This window comes from Candidatus Poribacteria bacterium (assembly GCA_021295755.1).
Lineage (GTDB): Bacteria > Poribacteria > WGA-4E > WGA-4E > PCPOR2b > PCPOR2b.
The window spans coordinates 1-4,365 of sequence record JAGWBT010000191.1 but is presented as its reverse complement, the minus strand read 5'-3'; the positions used below and the strand labels follow the sequence as shown (position 1 = coordinate 4,365).

Sequence of the window (4,365 nt, the reverse complement as noted above, 5' to 3'; positions counted from 1 at the left end):
GATTGACAACATGCCCCTGAGAGCGAAGCCATACCGTCAATCGAGGCACTCCGTAAAAAGGTGTCTTTGTGTACTGCTCATCTATCAGACGCATATAGAGTAGATTTTGTGGCGATTCACCCACAGGTTGATAATAGAACGAGGCTCTTGACAGTCCCAATAGCTCGCACTGCCTCACAACCGACGGTGAATCGCACCCCTTTTCAATGAGGCGTCGTTTCTGGTCAACGGAGCAGTTGCGTTTTTTTTTGAAGCCAATCCAGTTCTACCTTCAACTGACCGATTTGGCGATATAGTTCATCAACCAATTGGTCGTTGTCTGTGGTTGATTTTGAGCGGCCGTTTGTAAACAGGTCGGGTAATTGGTCAAGCACCTGCTTCTTCCATTGGCTCACTTGATTGGGGTGGACACCATATTCACTCGCTATTTGAGCGACAGTTCGTTGATTTTTTATCGCCTCAATCGCCACTTCTGCTTTGAAGCGATTATCATACCGTTTTCTGCGGCGCATGGGTTGAAAACTCCTTTCTTGGGGTGGCGTGTTTAACCCTTATTGTCGCACAGATGGTCACCGGGTTACCAGTCAGAAGTACACCTTATTCTATTGTCTAGTTTTTGGGGGTAATTACAGTCCACCATAGTAACTGTTAACTTCGTTTCAATTTGAACGTTTTAACATTAAAGGTTATAATTATAAATCAGGTGCGATTTAAGCAGCGGAAAATTGAATTCCTCCGAGTATGTAAACAGTCCTAAACAGAATGGCGCATCAAACGTCTTAATATTTGGTGTAATGTTATGTGGATTCAAAAGGGTTGGCAGATTAATTGCAGCCGTAGGAGGTATCAATGAAATTATTGACTCGGATCTTCACCATGATCTTTATTTTTATTGTTGCTTTTAGCGTGAATGGCGGTGCAGATACCGTCAAAATGGATAAGGAAGTCCCCAACTTCACACTCAAAGATGCGATGGACAAAGAGCATTCGCTCAAAGATTTGAGCCACGAGAAAAAGGCGACCGTTGTGATGTTCATTTCGACCCAATGCCCTGTGTCTAATCATTACAACGAGAGGATCGTCGCACTACATAATGACTACAAAGATCAAGGCGTACAGTTCATTGGGATTAACTCCAACAAGAATGAGTCCGTCGAGGAGATAGCTGAACATAACAAAACGAGCAAGTTCGATTGCGTTGTCTTAAAAGATTTGCGGAATGAGATCGCGGACAAATTTGGGGCAAGGCGTACACCTGAAGTCTACTTGTTGGACGAAAAGCGGAGGCTTCGGTATCGTGGTGCCATTGATAATAGCCAGAAGAACCCTGAAACGCACTATCTACGCGAAACGCTTGATCTCGTGGTTGCCGGAAAAGAAATCCCTGAAGACCGCAAAAAAACAAAGGCGTTTGGCTGTACTATCAAACGTGTTAGGAAAAAGCAGGATCGAAGCCGTACGCCGTAAATACTAATCTCTGAATTTTTCAGGGAGATTGATAAAATCAGGATATAGGATAAGGAAGATTGGATGATTAAAAAAATTCTTCGAGGCATGCTCACACTGTTTCTCCTTATTGCTATTTGTATGATGATGCTAGTCTTTGTTGGCGTTGGATTCGTCGGGGGCGTTGTCATCAAATCGTGGGATTCCATCGACCATATTGACTTGGGCCAACTGGAATACCGCGAGGTTGACACGTGGAAACAACACCTTGAAGTCTATTCCTCCCTCTGCACAGTCCAACGGGGAGATTCTATTGATTTCCTCCTAGATAAATTGAAACGACTGGAATATCAAGAAAGTGGAGAGTTTATTAAGCCAAGTGTCGTTGGACAATATTCGGTTGGGCGGGATGAACAGGGGCAACCTGAGAGGTTATGGATTTATCTCCAAGGTTTCCATTTCCCCGGTGAAGATCGGGAACCGTATCAGGTAGAGCTTTCTGTGGTTGATGGAAAAATTGAGACGATCCAAAATGATGACGGTAAAAAAATCGATGGTTTTGATCTCAGGCCGGAGTTGCTTAACGCGCTTTATGACAGAGAAGGTGAAGCCGAGGCACGAGAGATTGTGAAACTTGTGCAAATGCCAGACACGCTGCTACAGGCATTTCTCGCGGTTGAAGATCAGCGCTTCTATAGTCACTGGGGTGTGGATTTTCTAGGAATTCTCCGTGCAGCCATTCACAATACTCAGTTATATCTAGGGCAAGTGCAAGGAACGCTACAAGGCGCAAGTACCGTCACCCAGCAGCTCACACGCAATATCTATCTGACCCGTGAAAGACGACTTTTGCGAAAGGTGAAGGAGGCGCTGCTAGCTGTCCGCATTGAGCGTCAATTTTCCAAGCACGAAATTCTCGAAAGATATTTGAACCTGATTAACTTGGGACGATATGGTTCGCAGGAAGTACTCGGTGTTCAAGAGGCAGCCCAAAACTATTTTGGAAAAAATGTATGGGAGTTAGAACTCCACGAGTGTGCCACACTGGCGGGCATTCCGAAATCACCGACACGCTATTCGCCAATACGCCACCCGGACCGTTCAAAAGAACGGCGTAATCTGGTGCTTGGATTGATGTTAAAGGCGGGTTTCATTAGCGCGGAGGAATACGACACGAATGTCCAGAAACCTGTTGTCATTGAGGTGCCTAGAAGCGCGCAGGGCACAGGCGGGTCACATTTTTTGGAATATGTTCATGAACAACTGATAGAGATACCTGAATTAGAAGGTCATTTATACAACCAAGGGTTAAGGGTATATACGACAATCGATCCCTCCATGCAAGAGATTGCAGAAAGAGCTGTGGCTGACCACTTGCGAGAATTGGATCAGAAGTTAAGAGGCGGCTATAGTAGATACAGAAATCTGCCCGATTACGACGAGAATAAAAATAATCCCAATGGCATTAATCCAATTACCAATTATTTGCAAGCGGGGCTAATCGCCCTTGAACCGCAAACGGGACACATCAAGGCGATGGTTGGGGGACGCGATTTTTATATCACGCGGCAGGAGATTAACTTTTTTAATCGATCTGTCCATGCATATCGCCAACCCGGTTCATCTTTTAAGCCGATTGTTTTTGCAGCGCTACTTGATCTTCCCCCTTTAATAACACCGGCAACGATTGTTCGCGATGAAGCGTGGTCTATCGATGTTGGAACACGGAGGAGATGGAGGCCGCGAAACTACGGCCTGCGCTACTACGGAGATATTACTGCGCGAAGGGTATTGGAGAAATCGATCAATATTGGGACAGCGAGAATGATGTGGGAGACACCGATAGAGGAAAACGAAAAACCTGCCGGGCTTAATCGAACGCTTGCGATGGCCAAACGTCTGGGCATCAACGCCAATTTACCCGCATATCCGTCAGTTGCATTAGGAGCAGGCGGGTTGCCGCTCCTTCAAATGACTGGTGCCTATTCTGTTTTTGCCAATGGCGGGGTGCGCAGGAAACCGATAGGGATTCACTATGTTGAGGATCAGTATGGGGATGTCTTGATTGAAAATCAACCACCGGCGGAACAGGTGCTTGACCCAGGGGTTGCCTATCTCATGACACATCTCATGAAGGGTGTGATTAATAATGGCACCGGTAGGCGGGCGCGTGTGATGGGGTTGGAACGTCCCGCAGCCGGCAAAACCGGCACGACGGACGATTATACAGATGCGTGGTTTGTCGGTTATATTCAAAATCTTGCCACTGGGGTTTGGGTTGGGTTTAACGACCACAAGAAGAAGACAACGTTCCCAGGGGCCCTAGGTGCCTTACCCATCTGGACTCGATTTATGATTGAGGGGGCACGCGGACCCGTCAAGGATTTTGATAAACCATCCAACGTTGTTTTGCGAAGCGTTGATAAAAATACGGGAATGCTCAAATACCAAGGGAAATGTCCGGAGGAAGATATTATTAAGGAAGCCTTCATCGTTGGATACGAACCGAAAATGCTGTGTAATGCTCATCGGTGATGCGTGAAACGTAAAACGTGAAGAAAGTGAAAAATATGGAAAAATTTGAGTTGATTTCGGACTATACGCCGCAAGGAGATCAGCCGCAAGCAATCCAGATGCTTACGGAAGATTTTCTGCGAAAAGAGAACGATCTTCAAACGTTGTTGGGCGTTACAGGTTCGGGGAAGACCTTCACGATGGCGCACGTCATAGCAAATTTGCAACGTCCCGCGTTAGTCATATCGCACAACAAGACCCTTGCCGCACAGTTATATAGCGAGTTCCGAGAATTTTTCCCGAACAACGCTGTCCACTACTTTGTCAGCTACTACGATTACTACCAGCCTGAAGCATATCTGCCGACCACAGATACCTACATAGAAAAAGATATACAGATTAACG

Annotated in this window: 4 protein-coding genes; 3 read left to right on the top strand and 1 reads right to left on the bottom strand. The window is 46.1% G+C overall.

Going from position 1 to position 4,365, the window contains the following annotated elements; translation table 11 throughout:
- Positions 1–224: 224 nt before the first annotated feature.
- The gene (locus J4G02_21220) at positions 225–512 is read right to left on the bottom strand and encodes a transposase (protein MCE2397046.1); all 288 of its coding nucleotides are present in this window, start codon (positions 510–512) and stop codon (positions 225–227) included.
- 337 nt (positions 513–849) lie between these two features.
- Here J4G02_21220 and J4G02_21215 point away from each other — a divergent pair, with 337 nt between their 5' ends.
- The 3 genes from J4G02_21215 to J4G02_21205 all read left to right on the top strand — a co-directional run.
- A complete protein-coding gene (locus tag J4G02_21215; GenBank protein MCE2397045.1) occupies positions 850–1,467 on the top strand; it encodes a thioredoxin family protein in 618 nt (205 codons plus the stop codon).
- Between the two features lie 63 nt (positions 1,468–1,530).
- Positions 1,531–3,981 (top strand): PBP1A family penicillin-binding protein, encoded by a 2,451-nt coding sequence (locus J4G02_21210; protein ID MCE2397044.1) that lies wholly within the window; start codon positions 1,531–1,533, stop codon positions 3,979–3,981.
- Between the two features lie 35 nt (positions 3,982–4,016).
- A partial coding sequence (locus J4G02_21205; protein ID MCE2397043.1) for a DEAD/DEAH box helicase family protein occupies positions 4,017–4,365 on the top strand: 349 nt, incomplete at its 3' end.

Coding starts and splice junctions, on each gene's coding strand:
- J4G02_21220 (MCE2397046.1), bottom strand. CDS start 512: ATGCGCCGCAGAAAACGGTATGATAATCGCTTCAAAGCAGAAGTGGCG.
- J4G02_21215 (MCE2397045.1), top strand. CDS start 850: ATGAAATTATTGACTCGGATCTTCACCATGATCTTTATTTTTATTGTT.
- J4G02_21210 (MCE2397044.1), top strand. CDS start 1,531: ATGATTAAAAAAATTCTTCGAGGCATGCTCACACTGTTTCTCCTTATT.